At 43.1% G+C, this 20,541-nt stretch carries 15 protein-coding genes; 12 read left to right on the top strand and 3 right to left on the bottom strand.

Going from position 1 to position 20,541, the window contains the following annotated elements:
* Positions 1 to 4: 4 nt before the first annotated feature.
* The 3 genes from DQQ10_RS12765 to DQQ10_RS12775 are packed head-to-tail and all read right to left on the bottom strand — an operon-like array spanning position 5 to position 1,541.
* Positions 5 to 928, bottom strand: a complete 924-nt coding sequence (locus DQQ10_RS12765) for a toprim domain-containing protein (RefSeq protein ID WP_112747252.1) — start codon at positions 926 to 928, stop codon at positions 5 to 7.
* Positions 925 to 1,245, bottom strand: a complete 321-nt coding sequence (locus DQQ10_RS12770; protein WP_112747253.1) for a hypothetical protein — start codon at positions 1,243 to 1,245, stop codon at positions 925 to 927. Before DQQ10_RS12770 ends, DQQ10_RS12765 begins: the two co-directional genes overlap by 4 nt.
* Positions 1,236 to 1,541 carry a helix-turn-helix domain-containing protein gene (locus DQQ10_RS12775; RefSeq protein WP_112747254.1) on the bottom strand — a complete coding sequence of 102 codons (306 nt, stop codon included), beginning with the start codon at positions 1,539 to 1,541 and terminating at the stop codon, positions 1,236 to 1,238. Before DQQ10_RS12775 ends, DQQ10_RS12770 begins: the two co-directional genes overlap by 10 nt.
* A gap of 721 nt (positions 1,542 to 2,262) precedes the next feature.
* Between DQQ10_RS12775 and DQQ10_RS12780 the strand changes: the two genes are divergently transcribed.
* From DQQ10_RS12780 to DQQ10_RS12840, 12 genes are all read left to right on the top strand, one after another.
* Positions 2,263 to 2,757, top strand: a complete 495-nt coding sequence (locus DQQ10_RS12780) for a hypothetical protein (RefSeq protein ID WP_112747255.1) — start codon at positions 2,263 to 2,265, stop codon at positions 2,755 to 2,757.
* Between the two features lie 13 nt (positions 2,758 to 2,770).
* Complete coding sequence (locus DQQ10_RS12785) at positions 2,771 to 3,541, top strand: DUF4145 domain-containing protein (protein WP_112747256.1); 771 nt, start codon at positions 2,771 to 2,773, stop codon at positions 3,539 to 3,541.
* Between the two features lie 49 nt (positions 3,542 to 3,590).
* The gene (locus tag DQQ10_RS12790) at positions 3,591 to 3,890 is read left to right on the top strand and encodes a hypothetical protein (protein WP_112747257.1); all 300 of its coding nucleotides are present in this window, start codon (positions 3,591 to 3,593) and stop codon (positions 3,888 to 3,890) included.
* Between the two features lie 384 nt (positions 3,891 to 4,274).
* Positions 4,275 to 4,934 (top strand): glycosyltransferase family 25 protein, encoded by a 660-nt coding sequence (locus DQQ10_RS12795; protein WP_133259631.1) that lies wholly within the window; start codon positions 4,275 to 4,277, stop codon positions 4,932 to 4,934.
* 2 nt (positions 4,935 to 4,936) lie between these two features.
* Positions 4,937 to 5,677 carry a hypothetical protein gene (locus DQQ10_RS12800; RefSeq protein ID WP_112747259.1) on the top strand — a complete coding sequence of 247 codons (741 nt, stop codon included), beginning with the start codon at positions 4,937 to 4,939 and terminating at the stop codon, positions 5,675 to 5,677.
* Between the two features lie 12 nt (positions 5,678 to 5,689).
* Positions 5,690 to 6,226, top strand: coding sequence for a DUF502 domain-containing protein (locus tag DQQ10_RS12805; protein WP_112747260.1), 537 nt, complete (start codon positions 5,690 to 5,692; stop codon positions 6,224 to 6,226).
* Positions 6,227 to 6,603: 377 nt separating this feature from the next.
* Positions 6,604 to 8,100 carry a hypothetical protein gene (locus DQQ10_RS12810; RefSeq protein ID WP_133259632.1) on the top strand — a complete coding sequence of 499 codons (1,497 nt, stop codon included), beginning with the start codon at positions 6,604 to 6,606 and terminating at the stop codon, positions 8,098 to 8,100.
* 599 nt (positions 8,101 to 8,699) lie between these two features.
* The gene (locus tag DQQ10_RS12815) at positions 8,700 to 12,704 is read left to right on the top strand and encodes a hypothetical protein (protein ID WP_112747262.1); all 4,005 of its coding nucleotides are present in this window, start codon (positions 8,700 to 8,702) and stop codon (positions 12,702 to 12,704) included.
* A gap of 1 nt (position 12,705) precedes the next feature.
* Complete coding sequence (locus DQQ10_RS12820; protein WP_133259634.1) at positions 12,706 to 13,113, top strand: hypothetical protein; 408 nt, start codon at positions 12,706 to 12,708, stop codon at positions 13,111 to 13,113.
* 3 nt (positions 13,114 to 13,116) lie between these two features.
* On the top strand, positions 13,117 to 18,570 hold the full coding sequence (locus DQQ10_RS12825; protein ID WP_112747264.1) for an Ig-like domain-containing protein: 5,454 nt from the start codon (positions 13,117 to 13,119) through the stop codon (positions 18,568 to 18,570).
* Position 18,571: 1 nt separating this feature from the next.
* Complete coding sequence (locus DQQ10_RS12830; RefSeq protein WP_112747265.1) at positions 18,572 to 18,895, top strand: hypothetical protein; 324 nt, start codon at positions 18,572 to 18,574, stop codon at positions 18,893 to 18,895.
* A 1,080-nt stretch (positions 18,896 to 19,975) separates the two neighbouring features.
* Positions 19,976 to 20,452 carry a hypothetical protein gene (locus DQQ10_RS12840; protein ID WP_112747267.1) on the top strand — a complete coding sequence of 159 codons (477 nt, stop codon included), beginning with the start codon at positions 19,976 to 19,978 and terminating at the stop codon, positions 20,450 to 20,452.
* The last annotated feature ends 89 nt before the right edge of the window (positions 20,453 to 20,541 follow it).

Genomic DNA, 20,541 nt, shown 5'->3' on the forward strand with positions numbered 1-20,541 from the left:
AGCATTATAGTCTTCGCGATCGTGAACGTCTCGGCGGTTGATTCACGTTCATGTCCTTCTCAAGTGCAGCAACAAGCGCGTCGTTCAAGTCTTTATGCTGCGCGTACAGATGCGACCTGTCGATAAAAGTTATTCCGAGCTCAGTAAGTTTTTGTTTTGCCTTCTCAGCTGGACTATCATTATCGAGAAACAAGTTGATCTCTTTATAGGCTTGAAGTGATGGAATGCTTTTATTGATCTGACTAAGGGAGTTTAGAACTAGGAAATCTGAGTTTACAGCTACCGAGCGAATTTCCGGATGTTGCATTTGGAGTAGTGAAAGAAAGTCCATGAACCCTTCGATAACTGATAGCTTTCCATGTCCCTCGCTTATTATTGAAATGTCTTTAGGGGAACATGAGCCTTTGAACCAATTGTTTCTTAACTCCCATCCGCCGCTTCGATTTTGAAATCCAATGGCATGGTACGCTTTTTTCCGAATCTCGAAAACAATCTCTTTGCAGTACTTGTTTGCGATGGCAAGTGAAATTTCACGTGATTTCAAATAGTTGATTAGATCATCGCTTGCTATAGCCACGACAGCATTTACTTTCAAATCAGAATCTGTGACAAGGCTTTGCTGTTTTTTTTCCTGGTGAAAAGAAAAAGCATGATTGCCAGAGGAAAGTATTGCAAGAGATTCTGCAAGTGAGCATCGACTGAGTTTTGTTACTAAATCAATGATTGTCCCTCCTTCACCGGAGCCATGATCATACCACAGGTTCAATTTTGTATTCACTTTGAATGATGGTGTTCGCTCATCACGAAAAGGTGAGTGGTACCAGTGATCGTGCCCATGGATTTTCACAGTGTTTAGTCCGCATCCACTCAGGTAATCAGTTATTGGAATTTGTTTCGCTTCCTTGAAAGTTAACTTAGCGTGAGTCATGAGGTGACTGTTTCAAAGTCAAACAATAAGATGATAACACTTCCGGCCTTGGGATGATACGAAGGATTGTACCTGAGATAGCCGTATCGCTCGAGGTCTTTCATCACTTTGTGATAGGTTACTTGAGATCTAATTCTGGATGCTTTCATGAGCATATTGCGAGATACATTGTAGGAATAATGAAATTCATTTACGATCCATCTCTGACATAAGGCTGTAGCTAGCGCAAGGTGATGCGGACTTAGCCGCGAATCGCCAACGATTCTTTGAAGAAAGCCGAGAAGCTTTTTGTCGCGATCAACAATACTTATTTGCATCGTTGACTGTTTAGCAATTCGACAATGTCGTCATAGCGATAGAAAACAATACCACCGATCTTAGTAAATGGTATTGTGCCGTTGATACGCAAGGTTTGCAACGTACCATGAGAAATGCTTAGCATCTTCCGGACTTCAGATGATCTAAGCCAGGGTTTAATTTGCGTTCCTTGACCATTGTTTAATAGTTGTTTAAGAGCAGAAACCAACTCTTGCTTGAACAACTCCAGGTCGCCAATGGTCACGAGTTCATCGCGGCGTATACGTTGCTTTTCGTTATTATTTTGTTCCAACATAGATGTTGTCCATTTAAAGATTCCTTCGATTACTGTCCCGCGAAGAGGCAACCTATAATGGACGTTTAGAATTTTTTCACAACGTTGGGCGATGTTGTGATTGATTTACTGCAATTAGTGCAGCTCTTGATGTTTATGTGCGATAATCGCTAATGTGATAGAAACATCTTTCACATGTCACAAAATGTAAAAGATGCTTTATGCGACGGAACATAGATAATAGTGTTACACATCATCTGGCTTACATTCTTAAACTGTAGCTAGGAAGTTATAGATACAGCGAACTCAACACCGCATTTGCAACAGAATTGCGTGACGTGATCGAGCTCTCAAATTTTCATCGCTGGATCTTTGGACATAGCTACGAAGCGGGTCAGATTTTAAGATTGGCAAGACAATGTTAACTACGAATCAGCTGGGTAAGGGGAGTATGCGGAGCATTTGAATTTTCACAAAAAAAAACGATCTTACTCCAATACGTTAATGCCTGTGGAAATTCCTGACCCGAAGCCCTCCAAGACAGATTTTGTCTCTCTCAATGAAAAGAGACAAAGGAAGCCGTTATCAGTGAGTAAAAACGCTTATTGGTTCTGACGGGTGCAGGGTCGGGCAAAACAAAATTTTAAACAAATAGTCTCTAGCCAAGAATTCGTCAAGTAGTGCGCAGATAGGTTGCGCAGGCGTTTAGTTTATTTGCTTAATAACATTTCTGACAGTAAAAATGATCCTCTTTCAAGACATGGTTTTAATAGACCAAATCGTGCTACAATCGAAAATTGCAAGGAGAGCCGCACAACGTTTACAATCTCCTGGCAATGATAGGGTGGAGACTTGGAGTTTAATTCAATCTATTCTCGTAGCCACCGCGAATGTGTCCAAAATATTTTGGCCCACTACCAAATATAAGGGGCGTGGAGAAAGATTGCGGCAAGAGCTTGGCGTCGAAAAAAATAACATTCTTTCTAGTCGCAAATTTCGTAACTATTTCGAACATTATGATGAGCAAGTTGACGACTGGTTTCAAAGTCGACATGGCGGCGTATACATTGATTTGGCAATGAATCCATCTCTTTCAGGAGTGGGCAATGGTGGGCACCGAGGTTATAATTCATTTGATAATACCTTAATTTTTCGCAACGAATCTCTGGATTTAGGTGAAGTGTTAAAGGCACTTGAAGAGATTCTTAATAAATGTCAGCCATATACTCTCGTGTAGATCTTTTAGGAATATGAAAGCCAAGGATTGGGTATTTAATGATTTCACTTCTCAACCTCCAAAACATTGGAGATGTCCGAGCTGCAATGGTGGCTTAATACTAGAAGCTTCAAAACTTCAACGTGAAGAGACTACGGAATCAAAAGCTACTAAACATAAATATTCTCCGGCCTACGCTGGCATTATTCAATGCTTTAGTTGCAAAGAAGTAATTGCAATTACCGGGGTGGCAAGTGATGGGGATTATACAAACAAAATTGGAGACAACGAATACGAAACCATTGAATACATTTCTTACAGTCCGCGACATTTCATTCCAGCGCTGCATTTATTTGAAATTCCAAAAGCATGTCCGAAGGAAATCAGAAATGAAATCATAAAAGCGTTTGGCTACTATTTCGGTGACACTTCAGCTTGCGCGAATAGGATTCGTGTTGCGCTTGAGTTTATATTGACCGATCAAGGAGTACAAAAGACGGTTGTCAATATTAAACGCAAACGAGAGTCAATAAAACTTCATGCACGAATAGAGATGTTCAAAAAGGATGATAAGAGCTTTTCTAAGACGCGGAGCAAATTGTTAGCTATAAAATGGATAGGCAATGACGGTAGCCATGTAGGCAAAACATTGACCCAAAATGATATATTGACCGCCTTCGATTTACTTGAGTATGTGCTTGAAAACCTTTATGGTGATCGGGAGAAAAGGCTTACCAAAGTAGCCAGTGACGTAAATAAGAAGAGAGGAATTGTAGCAAAACGAAAACGAAAGAAAGAATTTTAAAAAAGAAATCCGGTGATCGCCACAACATAAGAATAGTGAATTCCAAAATATGATAGAGTGGATTAATAACAAATATGGAACACATCTTCAGGAAGAAGATCTTGCACCGATTAAAGATTTTACTTTACTATGGAATATTTTCGAAAACACCCGTTTCCAATGCTCTTTCACCATATCCAAAATGGAGATCGCAATTAGCGCAGGAAATTTTCAAGTCCAACACTTTGCTGAAGTTCTTGATTATTTCCAACAACGATACATTGTCAATGGTTTTCCATCACAGCATTACGCCTTTTTAAACTTTCGTCCAAATGACCGAACCTTTGGTCAATACTGTCTTAAGAAGTAACCCTCTACCGATCAAGAAAAACTTCTCGCAATGGGTATTATTGTCTATCGATTTCGTAATAACCTCTTTCACGGTGGAAAGAATTTCATGGAACTCGATCAACAGCAGGAAAATTTCAGGATAGCGAATATTTTCTTAAAAACTTATTTGGACACATAAAAGTTAAGATCTAATTGCCGTAAGAAAACGATGTTAAAATTATCCTTCTAGAATTTGGACATATTTCTTCATATAGAGAAACTAAAGAAAAGAATCCATAACGGATTCGCTCTTAGATATACTCCATTACGCATCATACAACTTCTACTCGTCCGGGCCGGAATTCCCTATTATTTAAAGATAAGTCGCAAGGCCACTCAAAAATACTTTAACAAACCTCCCCGCATGGCTTTGGTTGTCTCGCTCCCATTTCGTGAAGATCGTAGGGCAGGATTACTGAACTGCAAGGAAATGCAACAATTCGATTGGAAATTTCTGGATGCAATCCACGGAAAATCTATTGAAGTAAATTCGATACCTACTGAAATTGTTTCAGCGCAATCACAAAGAAGTCTATCTAACGGAAGTATCGGAGCAATTTTAAGTCATTATGCAGCATGGAACGAATTGTTATCCACGCAGGAAGATTCTTTTTACGTATTTGAAGATGACATCATTTTGACTTCTGATTTCAAGAAAAATCTTGAGAATATATGGGCCGACATTCCTGCTAACTTTGACATTATTTATCTCGGAAGTGGAATGTCAATTAAAAATGACATGTTAGCCAAGGTATCTAATAACATATATGTTCCTCATTTTCCAAGGCGTGGTCTTTACGGATATATTTTGAGCAGGACCGGTATCGGCAAACTTATAAGATTAGTTTTTCCAATAAACATTCTTTTTGGTGGAATTGATACGGTCATTGGTAATCTAGTGCGGCGGGATGCATTAAACGCATACCACGTCCATCCCGACCTTTGCACTACAGACATGACTTTTACGAGTAATATTTATAATCCTTCAGTTCCTGATAAACATCTACACCAAAACGAATTTTAGCTATGTCATCACAAATTGAAATTGCTCTCGATTTAGTCTCAGTTGTTTCGCTCATGATTATTTCCGCCGGCATGATCAAGGATTATCTATACTACAAAATGTTTGGAATAAGAATTTTTTCATTTCTATCGATTGATGAGATTATCATTTCATTTGCTGACAACCTACTATACTATTTGCTGATACTAATTTCATCAGCATTTTTCCTCATTTCATTCATTGCAAATTCTGAAGTTTTATTGCCCTCAATTTCGCATCTGAGCCTGATCAGCAGATTAGTGGAATATTTTGGTGAAAACATTCCAGCTCTGTTTATCACAATTGCTTTAAATGCAGCTATTTTATTATTTGGTTACCTAAGAAAGAAGATTCAGTGGTTCGAGACATTGCTCAATATCATTTTGTCATGGATTGCATTTTGGCTATTGCCGATCATACTTTTTGAATTTCAAATTTCAACAGATATAAGCAATTCTGGAATGAGTAACCATTATATTATCACTATGGCAATATCACTCGCATTGTACTCCATTATGTCTGCATTCAATGAAGCTTACAAAGTAAAACACTACAAACATTACCATGGAACAGAAGTGGAGCTTGAAGACGAAATTATCACTTCAGACGACACGTACTATTACGTCGGACATTCTAAAAATTACATTTTCTTTTTCGACTCAGAATTGAAAGCATCTGAAGTTTGGCCAATTGCGACCGTTAAGAGATTCAAATTTATAAAGTAAACGATATCTCATATGAAGAATCTATTGCATAGCCTAATTCGCTCGATACTAATTGGGCTGGTTGTAATCACACTAACTACCATTGTCGTCTATCAATTAATACAGGCTCAAAAGCTTATCAGCTCGCAAATAGGGTGGAGTGAAATTATCATTATCTTAGCTTTAGCATTGATAATCGGAATTTCAATAAGCCGGTTTTATGTTTCTCCGGTTAAGTTTGTTGCAAAGCTAACATTGAATTTCTTTTCAATTTTCTACGAAGAATTTTTCAAACAAGGAGCTAAATACTTTGCGACGGGTAACAGGAATAAGCCCTTCGAGACAATTGTGCAAATTGCCGTTTCGGAGAAAATTTCCATGCTGGGTTTTGTTACGAACGTTACAAGCGATGGCAATCATATTGTTTTTATTCCAACATCCCGACGACTTACATCTGGTATAAACATTATAGTCAGCCCTAGCAGCGTTAGGAAAACTGACATAACAATTGAACAACTATTGAAATTTGTCGTTACCTCTGGCGCTTTCCCTATTGATTCAATTAAATGATTCACCAATTATCTTATGGCAATTCCTTACCTTTTACATCCCTTTGATGTTATTTGACTCAATGCAATAGGCGAGCAATTCCGGAGCGGCAGTAATTAAAACCTGCGAAAAAATTAAGCGTTAGCGCTTTAAGTCAGTCATAAAAATCCTTTGAGCCCAGCGGATTGAACACTATGACTTCTTCACTCAATTAAATTTTACTGATTCCGTGCAACCGTTGAACAGTGTGAATACGCCTATTCGAGATCGTGATTCGGTGAGTACTAATTCGTTTAAATAATGTAGGTCTTGAATGTGAGCAAATTAAAACATGAGTTCGATTCTCACCTGCAATCGAACCATGGCACTCGTGACAAAACTTTGTCTACCTTTGTACCATGCGTTGTTGGCTTTTAATCCCCATGGTATTCGTCGTGCTGAGTGTGTCTGCTGAGGTGCCTGATTCATTGCGGATTTCAACACCATCACTGGATTCGCTCGTTAATCCAAAATCTCAACAACTCGATTCCATACGAGAATCTTTCTATGGTCAAGCTGATCATTTAAAAGCGAGCTACAAAACTAAGATGGACTCGCTCGACGCATCCCGTACAAAAATTACAAGCAAGCTGGATAGCTTACGGTCACTTAATCTGAACACCGACGAAGTCACGCATGAACTCGATAGTATCGATACAAAGCGCAAAGCAGCAGTAGCAGCGCTCGACAAAAAAATGACAGCATTAAAAGAGAAGGCCCCGAAAGGTGTTGCCGATCTCGGGTTGCCAAATGAATTGCAGTCTAAGGGGGCAGTTGTCACGCAAAAGATGGAGACGTTTCAGCTGCCAGTAAAGGACTTGAATATTCCTGAATTGTCGTTGCCAGATAATCCACTAAAAAATCTTGATGGATTCAATACAACAGCGTCGTCGCCGCTGAGAGAGATTGGTAACGTTCCTGATTTAAATGGTTTGGGTAAGGCAGGTGAATTAGGTGGTGAGCTCGGTAACGTAGGAGAGCTCGGAAAAGTAACTGAAGGGGTAGGCGATATAAAAGAAGTTACAGGGGCAGTGGGTGATGTTAACAATTTGCCAGGTACGCTTGAAGGCAAAGCGGCAGAGGCAGCAGGATTGCCAGCTACACCGGATGTGAAATCATTGATGGGTGATGTGCCGCAGATGCCTACAAATGGAACCGAAGCAAAGGAAATAGCCACGCAGCAGGTTCAGCAAGCTGTCAATCACTTTGCTGGTAAAGAGCAAGTGCTACAAGAAGCGTTGGAGAAGATGGCGAAGTTGAAAAAGAAATATTCGAGCTTGAATAGCTTGAGTGATATTCCGAAACGGCGTCCTAATGAAATGCGCGGTAAGCCACTTATCGAAAGAATCATTCCTTCATTAACACTCCAAATACATGGGAGAGGTGAGTACGTTCTCGTGGACTTTAACGTCGCTGCGGGTTATCGCTTCAATGGAAAACTCACTGCAGGACTAGGCTGGAATCATCGTGTTGCATACAATAAAAAACGCGACGGATTTTCTGCATTGCCGCGCGTGTATGGTATTCGTAGTTTTGCGGAGTACAAAATTGGCAAGGGATTTTCTCCGCGTGTAGAATTCGAAATGATGAATGCCCCCGTACCGCCAATGATACAGAGAATGAGCGGTGATTATTCCAATCGTCAGTGGGTGCCAGGTGCGTTTGTCGGGATCAAAAAAGATTACAAATTCTTCGGACGTGTTCGCGGTACGTCGATGGTGATGCTGCGATTATTTCACTACGAACATAAAAGTCCTTATAGCGATGTGGTGAATGTGCGAACGGGATTCGAGTTTCCCATGCGGAAGAAAGCTGAAAGCAAAAAGCAGAAAGCGAGAAGCGGAATACAAGGTTGAATCCTGCCTGTGACTTCGCGATGGCTGATCATCGGCTGCGTTTCGAAATCCGCTGCAGTCAAAAAAAGCGTTCTTGAAAAACTAGGTGTTTTCAGTTTTCAGAGTGATGTACACTTGAACCGCTCATCCATTCACATTCAGCAGCAGGAAAACTTGCATACGGTTACGAAAATCCGCGCCATCACTGGGTGTATCGTCATAGTACAATTGTACTACGTCAGGTTGATTCTATCCATCTTATGACATTCTGGCTCTCAAGTAAAATCGACAATTGTTACTTGCTTGGGGAAGCTTTGTCATCTCGCTGTGTTGTTTAAGTAAATCTTACAATCCGATTTTTATTTTACGAATCACTTTCTAATCTTTGCGCACCTGAATTATCGGGTGCACTTAGCCACTTGTGAGGATCCTTCTCTCATCGCATTGTAGCTACATACTTTTCTTAACCCTAATTTATCATGAAAAAACCTTCATCGGTTTTCCACAATAGAGATCTGTTCTCCAAGATCTATTCCCAAGATCAATTTTCTCGACTCACTATTACGCTATAATCGCCCATGCGCTCAACTCTATTTTTTCTATTGTCATTTTTCTTGACAATGGCGTGTAATCAAAGCTATGGTCAAGGAGAACTTCCGGTCGATATGTATACAGGAACTCCTACTATTCAATTTCCAATATCTGCGGTGATTGATCGTGATCTAGGTCAACCTGTTTCACTCATTTACTCGGCTGGCGGTGTGCGATTGGATGAGCCTAGTGGTAATTTTGGACTTGGTTGGAGTTTGTCAGCATCAGCTTCCGTGTCAAGAATTGTTAAGGGTCTGCCTGATGATTTTACCGGGATAGGTAGCGATCTCAGAAGGGGATGGTTGTACAGAACTGCATCGAACGTTGCGATTGGTGCGGAGGTGAATTCGTTACCCAATACGTCAGATCTTACGACAGTTTGTTCAGATGAACAAAACGATTATACAAGAATCCATGGTTGGCTTTATAATGTCGACCCTGAGCCTGATGTGTTCAATTATAGTGTTGGCGGAATTTCTGGCAAATTTGTTTACGATAACGGTGATCCGGCAACGATCAGGCTAATCCCTTTTCGCGATGTGAAAATCGTAGTTACGCCAATGTCGGAAACGGATAAGCGTATTGCTTCTTTTACGATAACCACAAACGATGGAACGGTTTACTTGTTTAGTCAAAAAGTTGATGCTACGCGCTGGACAGAAAAAGCTTTAGGTATTACGGCAGTAGAATTCTTAAAGCGTGATTTTGAGCTCTATGATCTGAGCCGATACAATGTCAAAGTAACGTATACGAGTGAATGGAAACTCACGGAAATGCGTTCGGTTTCTGGCGCAAAGATTCAGTACTCGTACGGCTCGAATAGTTCGAATGCGACCGATACGGTGCGCGTTGGGATACGTGCGGCAGGTACTTCGTCGATTGTTTCGAAGGACCTTTATTTGAATAATCTCAACACATATACAAGAAATATTCAGTCAATTACGGGATCATCGGGTAGCGCTGTGTCTTTTAATTATACTAGCGATGGATTTCTCTCCAGCATCAGCGTTAGCGACGCGCGCCGATCAGGACCTTCACAATTTAAGTCTATTACGTTGACGTATAAGAAAATCTTAACGCCCATGGGGGATTACGATCGATCCTTCCTTTATCAAATTCAAGAATCGGCAGGTTGTGAAAAACTTCCACCGTATGTATTTACCTATTATGGCGTAGATTATGAAAAGGGATTTTGCAGGTTGCCATCACCGTATTCAAAGTCAAAGGATTTTTGGGGGTATTACAATGGCCTGCAGAATACAACATTGTATCCGACCATTTATGTGTATCCTTCTTTACCACCAGCAGAGCGATATCGTATCAGGCAAATTCCGGGATATGCAGGTACGATGTATACCCTAGCCGGCGCGAACAGAGTACCCAGTAGTGTAGCTGCTGCCGTAGGTACTTTGCAAGGGATCGTTTACCCAACTGGAGGAAGTACGACGATATTTTATCAATCTAATCAATACTTCGATGCGGCTGCAAATGCAAGCTTCGATGGCGGGGGAGTAAGGGTTAGTTCCGCTGTTTACTATGATGGCGTAAACTATGCGGCTAAGATTACCAAGTTCTTCAACTACGAGGAATCACCAGGCGTGTCGTCAGGGAGGATCTTTTCGAGACCTTCTTTCTGTATTCCTTCATTTGAGTACCGCGATCCATCTTCGGGTGCAGTGAAGTCGTATGCTACGCTAGCCGCCGGTGCTGCGCAAGATCTGTGGGAACATCTAACGGTGAGAACGGAAGGAGATCTCTCACCAGGCACAACAACCCATGGCAGCAATGTTGGGTATCGCAAAGTAACGGTTACAAGGCCGCTGTCGGGAAAGGCGATTTATGAATTTAATGTTGCCGGCGCTTATGGCGATGCAACGGCAACCAACGATTGGAATGCTACGCAAGATAAGTTTGTTCGTAGCAGCAGCTGCCCTACGATGGGCATCGTTAATACAGGTGGTGCGTTCTCCTTTCCATATGCAACCAATTCAAATCTTGATCATGTGCAAGGATCGGTAGTGAGGAGGACAGAGTTTAACGAAGCTGGCAATAAAGTAATGGAAACGATCACCAGCTATGCAGATCTATATAAAGGTTCGGCTACCGCCCCGGCAAAAGTTTACGGTGTAGGCTACGACAAATATGCCAACAGCACGGATGCTGCATATTTTTTTGGTAAGTACTATCACCTAACCGACATGGACCGCGTTGTTCTCGCCGATACGACAATAACCTACGACTCGACTACGACTACACGGCATTTAAAATCCATTGTGTCTTATACGTATGGGAGTTCCTACCATAAGCTACTGACAACAGTGACTACAGCAAACAGTGACGGCACTGTATTTAAATCGAATATGAAGTATCCACTAGACTACGGAGTGCTTCCTGCAAACGTTGATAAACCTTTGGCGATGATCAAAAAGCTTCAGCATGATTTTCGTAATGGTATGGTTATCGAACAGTGGTCTACTATTCAAAAAACGGGAGACTCCCTCCGAACAGTCGGTGCGTCGTTAGTGAAATTGAATGATTTTGGAACTTCGAAAGTACTCTTGGAACAAGGACTTTCCCTTAGCGTTAGCAACGGAATTTCGAATTTTAAACCGTCGACTATGACGCTTGAATCGGGCACTTACAAACTCAAGTCAGATTGGCGATATGAACCGACGCAAACGGTTCTCGCATACGATCGCAAGCAAAATCCAGTTGCTGCCATGGGTCAGTCGAAACAAGCATCAGGGTCTCACTGGGCCCATCGCAATACATTGCCTGTGCTCTCGATCGCAAACGCGACGGCGTCACAAGTAGCATATTCAAATTTTGAGACCATGTACGGCGATACACTCTCAGGGACAGGTTTTGAATTTCAAACCAGCGCCACGATTGTTGGCACTGGACGCACGGGCGCAAATGGGTCACACCCTATCGTTAAATTAACCCGGACGGTTGAAAAAGGCAATGCGCTAAATTACATCCTCTCATTCTGGTTAAAGAAGCAAAGCGCTGCCGTGGATTTTGTGCTGACCATTAAAAATGCGGGGCAGACCATATTGGCTACGGTGCCATTCACGGTAACAAACAATACCACGGCGTATGAATACTACGAACGCTCCATCAATGTAGCTTCATTTCCCGCTTCTTTCATCATCGAACTACAAGGACAATTCACCGGTATCAATCCTGTGTCAGCGCCAGGTCTTCTCCCACTAATCGACGATGTTGTTTTTTATCCCGACAATGCAACAGTATCGATGTTCAGCTATTCGATTCCTTTCGGAGCAAATGCAGTAACCGATACACGAGGCATTTCGGCGTTCACACAATACGACAACTTGGGAAGAGCGGCATACATCTTTGACCAGGATTGGAATATCATCCAAAAAAATACTTACAACTATTCTGCTTTGCCTCCGATGAGCTTAACGGCTTCATTCACAACGTCGTCGCCGCTGCAAGACAACACGGATATCACATTTACAGCGGTTGACCCGAATGCTTGCGTGACTGGCGAAACGTTCAGTTGGAGTTTTGATGGCGGCGCTCCGGTTGCCGGCCAAGTTGTCGTGAGGAACTATCCGACTTCCGGAACAAAGTCGGTGTTGCTTACCGTTTCACATCCTGACTATCCTACAGCGACATTTTCACAGAACATAAACATCACAACCGGTAATTTCGATGCCGTGATTTGCGCGAAGGGCGTACAAGAGTACAGTACGTGTTCTGGTACTACGCTACAAAGCTATACTTGTAGCAGCATCACCACTGCGTTACCGAACACAACCACCACACTTTTTAAAGTGATCGGTACCCCTAATCTTCCTGCCGGTGAGGTAGTGGAAACCTATCAATGGAAAAAGAGAAACCTCAATACTACAACATGGACCAATATTGCCACCACTCAAGAATTCCAGTTCAGCAAAGTATTTGAACTGAACAATACACAGGAGATCATGTGTGAGCTAACAAGTAACACAGGGCGTAAAGCATATTCTCCGATCATGCACATCATCATCACGGGCTGCGACTAATATGAAAAATATATTCATCATTCTCTTTTTACTGATCAACACTTGCGCCATGGCTCAAACGGGCGATATACTTTCTGATAATATTCGCTGGCATTCATCACAAAGTATCATCATGACATCGGGGATGCCGCTCAATCACACTTGTGAGGTAAAAACGCGTCCATTGGAAAACAAGATCATCCTCGATCAAAACGGCAGGATCGGTGAGTTTACCATCTTGCGCTACTTAAGTACATGGAACGATATTTCACAAGTAGGCAGCATTACATTCGAGGTAACGTTTGGCGATACATCAGGCACAGTTTCTTTTGAGCGTGATGCTGACGGCATGGAAATCGTGATCGATATGACGAGCAATCCTTCCGGTGTGAAGCGAAAAATTATTGTTGACCAGATAATAACGGAATAGCGCATGAGACTCTTTATTTCAGTCATCATCACCTTCTGTGCGGCGATTCTTCTTCCGATATGGGCGAAAGCGCAGTGCGGCACCATTCAAGGATTGACAACAGCGCTTACGGGAGAAACGAAAAATTATTCTTATTGCTACAACAGCGGAGCATTCACTAGTGCACAATGGACCGTAACGAAAGGAACATTACTTTCCTCTAGCCTTTCGAGTGATGGTACTACGGCATTTGCAACCGTACGTTGGGATGTACAAGGCACCGGCACATTGCAGCTTCGCGATGGCGTAGTGCTTCAAACCAAAAACATCACCATCAACTGTTCGACATTGCCTACACCAACATATTCACCGGCATCACCCTATGTCTGCGGAAATGGTGCATTAACCTTGACAGCAAGTGGTGGCACAGGAAATACAGTACGATGGTTTACAGCACAGACGGGCGGAACACAACTCGCACAAGCATCGGCCTATACGACACCGACAATCAGTTCAACAACTTCATATTACATCGCGACCTACAACACCACGAGTACTTGCAGCAGCAGTCCTCGCGTTCAGATCACAGTCACCACCAATCCGATACCTGGTGTGCCGGCGGTCACAGGGGGATCAACATGTGTCGGCTCGTCAGCAACATTAAGTGCAACGCCTGGCACCAATGGGACGCAGATCAAATGGTTCGACGCGCCAACCAATGGCAATCTGTTGTTTACAGGAACTACATTTACAACGCCGCCACTCATGGCGAGTGCAACGTATTATGCGGCAACTTACAATGCAGCGGGTACATGTTCTTCTGCGCGAATTGCAGTACAAGCCAACATAGTAGCGGCGACACCTTACTTTGTTGAAGGCGGCCCCGATGACGTCATCTACGGCGCAGGGTCACTTACTATAACGTTGGCCGCAGGGCCAGGTGGAAACAATGTACGCTGGTATGATGTACCGACAGGCGGAACGATGCTTTATCAGGGGAGCACGTTTACAACCCCTACGCTCACCGCTTCTAAAACTTACTATGCGGTGTCCTATAACTCATCGCTGAATTGTGAGAGCATGGTCCGTACACCGATCGTCGTCACAGTTATCCCTTTTATTATTCCAAGCAGTCTTAAACAAGAGATCGTACGCGTCGAAAATATTAAAACAGAAAGCCAACTTACAGCGTTGAACAATACGCAGAAGGTCACAAGCATCACTTACTTAGACGGTCTCAGCAGGCCGAAGCAGCAAGTAGCAGTGGCAGCAAGCACAAGCGGCAACGACATTGTACAGCCTGTAGAATTCGATGCTTTTGGCAGAACTCCGAAAACATACCTTCCCTACGTAGCGTCTACCAATGACGGGAGTTTCAAAACGACGTATGTCAGCGATCAACTCAGCTTTTATGCAGACACGCTCGACGAGGTTGCTGATGACCCTTATCCCTATGCGGTCGCAAAGTTTGAACGCTCACCCTCAGGGCGATTGAAAGAACAAGGCGGTATTGGAAATGGGTTTCAACCAGGACAAGGACACACGCAGAAACTAAACGTTACCTTCAACACAGGCGCAACCAACAGCGAGGCGGAAGAGGTGCGTTTGCTGAAATCGGATGGCAGCAGCGCCGGTTATTATGGTGCAAATCTATTGTTACGCGCTGAATCGACGGACGGTGACGGCAGCAAACAAATCGTGTTTACTGATAAAGCAGGACGCGTGTTGGTGAAAAAGCAGGAGCTCGGCGAAACGATCAACTCTGTCATGGTGAACTACCTGCAAACCTACTACATATACGACGACTTCGATCGTATCCGTTACATCATCACACCAAAAGGCGTAGACTACTTGCGTACCAACGGATGGCCTGCACTCAATGCAACATTACTGAATAGATATGCGCATCAATTCGTTTACGACAACCGCGGCAGGATTGTCGAGAAGAAAGTACCTGGACAAGATTGGATGTACTATGTGTATGACAAACAAAATCGTCTTGTACTTACACAGGATGGAATGCTACGCACGCCGAAAAAATGGATGTTCATCAAATATGATTTTTCAGGACGTCCCGTGATGCAAGGACTTTATTACAATGCTACGCAGACAACACGCACAGCGATACAAGCCATGGTTGATGGCTTATACATCATTGGCAATGCGAGCTATCCTGAAACGGCAAGGGCTGAGAATCGAGGCACAACACTTCATGGTTACACCAACGTAAGCTTCCCAAAAATTAACAGCGACAATTCAGCACTTGAGATTCTCAGTGTTAATTATTATGATCATTACGACTTTGATTTCAACGGCACAGCTGACAGAAACTATCAAGCACAAGGATGGGCAGGTGAGGGGCAACCTTTCCGTGCGCGTGGACTTCCAACAGGGAGCAAGCGAATTATCCTCGGCACGAGTAATTGGTTGTATAACTATGTTTTCTACGACAAGTATAGCCGCGTGATCCAGGTGCACAGCAACAATCACTTGTCGCCCACCATCGATAACATCACGACGAATCTTTATGATTACACCAAACTGATCAAATCTAAAACATACCACAATGCTGGCTCGGGAAGAGTAGCGACGATCGAGAATAGCTACAGCTACGACCCGCAAGGAAGGCTCGTCGGTGTAAGCCAGAATAACAACGATGGCTTGGGAAGTAAGCTGCTCGTGGCCTACACATACAACGCGCTCGGGCAGATGGTTGATCAGAAATTACACAACACCGGCGGATCTAATTTCTTGCAGTCGGTTGACTATCGTTATACCATTCAGGGAGCGATCGCTTCCATCAACAATGCAGGATTGGATGTCGCCTCGAACAATGACGATGTTGACGATTACTTCGGGATGGAGTTCCTATACCAAACTGTTGCCTCGGGCATGAACAATACGGCGCGATACAATGGCAATGTGAGCGCGATCAAATGGAAAGGCATCGGGGCAAAAAAAGGAAGTGACGAACAACGGAGCTATTCTTACAGCTATGACAAATCCGGTAAGTTGAAGGATGCCACCTATAAAGTAAGCGACGCAGCAGGCTGGACAAAGGAAAGTAACGCGCTCAACGAAAGCACCACCTACGATCATAACGGAAATCTAAAATCGCTGAAACGCAACCAACGCAAAGGCTTCTTAGCCCTTGGTAGTAAAGGAACGTACATCTCAGAGAGCATCGACGACCTCACGTACGAGTATAGCACGACCGTCGCCGATCAATTGCTTAAAGTTACTGACGCTACAACGAAGAAAGAAGGCTTTGATAACGGTGGGAGTGCTGCGAACAGTGACTTTTCTTACGACGTAAACGGAAATTTACTGACCGACAATAATAAGGGTATTACGAGCAACATCACCTACAATTTCTTCGGCAAGCCTACACAGATCACGTATACCGATGGCCGTAAACTTGAATACGTTTATGATGCAGGCGGTTCAAAGCTCTCGATGAAACTGTATGAGGGAACTACGTTGAAAAGTACTACCGACTATGTAGGTGGGTTTGTGTATGAGAATGAAACGCTGAGCTTCTTTGCGGCCCCAGGAGGACGCGTTGTGAAAAAGGGAAATACCTACGAGCACCAGTATGCTATTGCCGATCACCAAGGAAATACGAGGGTATTGTTCACGTCGGCAACCCCGGCGCAGCACACCTTAACGGCAACGTTCGAAGGCGCCGGTAGCGACAGCACGTCACGCTTCGGAAATCTGCCGACCATTAGCCCATCTGCCGCGGCAAACCATACCGCCGGTGGGAGCAGAGCCATTCGCATGAATAAGGACCTGCAGCTGGCGATGACGAAAAGTTTGAAGGTATACCCCGGCGACGAGGTAGACCTCGAAGTCTATTCCTATCACGAAGGGAATAGTGGTTTTGGAACACTGTCGGCATCGACACCAAATTTGATCACGGCAATCGCGACCGCATTCGGCGGTGTGAATGGCGCACCCGGCGAAAGCGGTATGATCTACAACGGCGTGAACACCGGACTTAACGCCATACCGCTTGGCGGCAACGAAGGCGATGATCAGCCGGCAGCGTATCTGAATTATTTTCTGTTCGACAAAAACTACAATATGCTCGACCTCGGTTTTAAGCTTGTCGACGCAACTACCTGGCAAAAGAACAGAAATTATATTTCCGATATCAAGATTAAAGAAGCCGGATACATGTTCGTCTTCTTGAGCTACGACAATATTGAGTCCGCTAACTTTGTCTACTTCGATGACCTGAACATCACGCTCACCAAGAGTAATGTTATCCAATACAACGATTATTATCCCTTTGGACTAGAAGCCGCAACCAGTTGGACACGCGAGAACAATAGCAACAGCTTTCTTTACAATGCCGGCAATGAGTTGAACAAAACTTCAGGCTGGTATGAGATGTTCTACCGCGGCTACGATCCTGCGTTGGGCAGAATGTTACAGGTAGATCCTTATGCCACAAGTTTCGCGTCTTCAACGCCATACAACTATGCGTTAAATAGCCCCGTGATGGGTAACGATCCCTCAGGCGGTTATGCGTACATGAGCAACAATTTTGGTAGGGAGATGATAGACGCAAGGTCGAGTATGCTGGAAGGTAATGGCTGGGCGATTAGTATGACGCCGTCCGAGTATGGCAGTGGTGCTGGCGGGGGTGGGATGTATGCTGTGAACACGGACGTTTTTGGGTACTCGCATGAAGATCTCTACGGACGCAATCCAACAGGGATGGCGGCGAAAATGATGGCAGAGAGCCGCCTTAGCAACATGAGCGCCTCGCAGAAGTTTGAATATGGTAATTTAGTTGGTGCTAAGATGGAGTTGTGGTCAAGGTGGCGTAGATGGACTTCCTCTGATGGGACGTTCTTAGGTGAAGATTTTTTGGGTTATTTTTGGAAGGAAAGTCTTCAGCAAAACCAACCAAAATCCAAGACATATTCCGTTGGTCAATTCATCGAGCATTGGGAGATAAAGCATGGAAGGCCAATGACCCCCGAAGAAAAAAAAATACTAGCTTCCGGATGCATTGGGATAACAAGTCTAGAACTTGGTAGAAATCGTGATCCTGTATCAGGTGCACCTCGAAATGAACTAGCTTATTCTTCTTTTGAAAAAGCGCTGGCTGTGGCAGCATCAATCGAAAAAGCTATCGACGATAGTGCTCCGGGAACGTTTAATGAAAATTCTCGTGTAATTATATATAGCGTCAGATTTTGGGCTAGATATGTAGATGGATTTCAACCTGACAAAAATGGAAGAGTAGATATGGGTGGCTTTGACGCGTCGACAGCTGGATTACCTGGTTACGTAAGCTTTGACTTTGGGTTATACGATTCGTCGACGGGAAAATGGTGGCATGCCAATCATAGCGAACCCGGAATGAAAGTCTATGAAAGTACATTAAGTCACTTTTCAAGAAAGCTAGCCGACTTTAACAGACAAGTGTTTGTAGTTGCTATAACAACTGTTAAATTGAAATGATATGATTAATAATTCGTTGATTGTTAATTTAATTTGTTTGATGATGACTATGTTTTGTTGTCAAAATTCTGAAAAAATTCTGGTAACCGGCGTCGCCATCGATTGTAAGGCAGGCGCCGGGGTACTAACTGTTCCCGATAGTTCTCTGTATTACGTGGATGGAATTGATTATTGGGAGGACAACGTACTGGGAAGAAGAATTCGCGTTGAGGGAAAACTGCTTCTTAGAAATTTTCCTGCGCGCAAGGATGGCGTTGCTGTCCAGTCAATCGTCGGAGACAGCGTACGCTTTATACTCGATCCGCGATGGGAATTAGTTAGGTAGGGTAATCCATTCAACTCTTAACTTCACAGGTGTTCTGATCTGGGCTGCTGATAGCATTGATGTGTTCCTGTACTCGGGCGTCGAGCAAATTTCATCTATCTCCGATTCTATTGGTGTGATTAAAAAACATTGATAGATTCCTAGAGAATCACAACGTACACCTTAGTGAGGGTAGCCTATATTTTTCTCATGCACCAGTTTGGTGGTACTCAACTTGTCGTAATGAAAAGCGTCTTTTGAAGCGATGGTCGATATACGAAGTGAACGAATTCCCTGTGGGTATTCGGTAAGAATAAGCGAGCGGAATGCTGATTCGTTGTTTGTTACTAAGGGTGACTGGTCAAAGTGAGTTGATATTTACATCGCAATGATCCGTGAGCTGGCTTCCTTTTGTTCTGATGCCTTTGGTGTTTGCGCCCTCGCTAATGCAAGTCTTCCTCTGGCCATTTGATGACTGCCAATTGCTTTGCTCTAATACTGGATCGAAGTTCAAGTTAAGCGAAGCGTCACTTTTCAGTTCCTCTTCGCCGATTTCCAAATTTCGGACAAGCGATCAATCCTATCGACTGTCAGCTACGATCAAAGCTTCGCCAAGTGGTGGGTTGGTAAAGCACCGTTCATGGAGAACTCTCTAGTTTACATCTCACAAAATTGGTATCTTCAGATCGCTATTCGGTGAGTAGTACTATAACATGGAATTCAATTCCTTATATATCAATTTATTCAAGGAAGAGTTCGATTCTCTCCGGCTCCACGATCCAAATAAAAAACAGGTTTTACGGCCTGTTTTTTTGCTTTATGGGAAGTCACGTACAATGAGAAGTACAAAGGGTGTTTAAATTCTGAAAATCTCAAAAGGGATAGATGAATGTTAACATGATTTGTAGCGCTGTGAACATGATTGATAACATCAAAAAGGTTGGAATGCACTTCTTAAATCCAGTTTATTGATGGTCACAGACAAACTTCAACGTCCATTGATCTTAGTGACACTACATCTCTCAAGTAGCCCTGCTACTATCAGTTTGGGCTTTAAGAGTACTTTTGAATACGTATATTGGTCGATAATCCGCGGCATTTATGATTAAGCTTGCCCCCAAGGAAGAAATAGAGAAACGCATTGCTGAAATTGAGATGTTGGATCTTAATACTGCCAGCATTGATGACATCAAAAATTTGTTAACCTTGTTGTTTACTGGCTACACATTAACAACACCGATAATCCCAGAAGGGACTTTAATATTTCGTGGAATCATATATAAAGACAAGCCAAAACTCGCATCTTATGTTTCTTTTCCACCTGCTGAATTTGCAGCTATAAATCGAGCAAGTAGACAAGGAGACTCTCATTTTTACGGATCAAATAGCAAGGCTACTATTCTTTATGAGACACATCCAGCACCGGGTGACCTAATTGCAATTTCAGAATGGGTGACAATGGACAAGTTGTTAGTTAATAACGTTGGATATACGGCTTCGAACTTTAAAGCTCTATTGTCAAAACGCAATGCGCCTGAGTTGACTATTTCGCTAAGTGTGACCCACCTATTTCGGTAATGATCTGACCCACCTTTTAGCTGCGTGGATTTGATGGTTCTAAGCTAGTGTTTTTCGGAAGAGTTTTTTAATGATTTTTTTCTTAACGA

The organism is Pseudochryseolinea flava, from assembly GCF_003286915.1.
GTDB classification, from domain to species: domain Bacteria; phylum Bacteroidota; class Bacteroidia; order Cytophagales; family Cyclobacteriaceae; genus Ohtaekwangia; species Ohtaekwangia flava.